Origin of the sequence: Nostoc sp. PCC 9305, from assembly GCF_963920915.1 — a bacterium.
Classification (GTDB): domain Bacteria; phylum Cyanobacteriota; class Cyanobacteriia; order Cyanobacteriales; family Nostocaceae; genus Nostoc.
In genome coordinates this window covers 1-482 of the sequence record NZ_CAWUDN010000272.1, presented here as the reverse complement: position 1 = coordinate 482, position 482 = coordinate 1, and the positions used below count along the sequence as shown (strand labels likewise).

1 pseudogene is annotated in these 482 nt (G+C 41.9%); it reads right to left on the bottom strand.

Features of this window, described 5'->3' with window-relative positions:
- Positions 1–482, bottom strand: a pseudogene (locus ACM0OX_RS35740) (DUF4255 domain-containing protein); the annotation flags it as partial.

The window sequence follows — 482 nt, the reverse complement described above, 5'->3', positions numbered from 1 at the left end:
GTCTTGGTCGCACTTGGGGGCTTAAAATCAGTGTGAGGGTTACTTCGCCATTAGCGTCTGCTGTTGCTTGTCGTGGTATAATATCTAAAATTTTTGGTGCTAAGGCAAAAGATAATTCATTGGTAGTCCGACTTGGTTCGTTAGTCCGCGTTACTTTGACTACCACAGTATAAAAACCCGCTGCCCAGTTTACAGGCTCATCAGGTAATTGAACTCTAATATCTGTTGCTGTTCTCTCTGCTAAAGGTGGCACTTCAAAAGAAATTTCTAACCGAATATTTGTAAAAGATATAACTACATTTTCAGCATCTAAGTGAAAACTATTAAGAATCAAAATATCGCCTAATCTGGCGCTAGCTTGCTGGTTAGGTAATTGCAGAGAAGCTAGTGTGGGCAAGGGTGACGATAGGTTTGATTGCAGAATTGAGCCGCGATCGCTAGACTGACGCTTGATAATTGGTAGCGGAGTTTTTGCAGGCAAG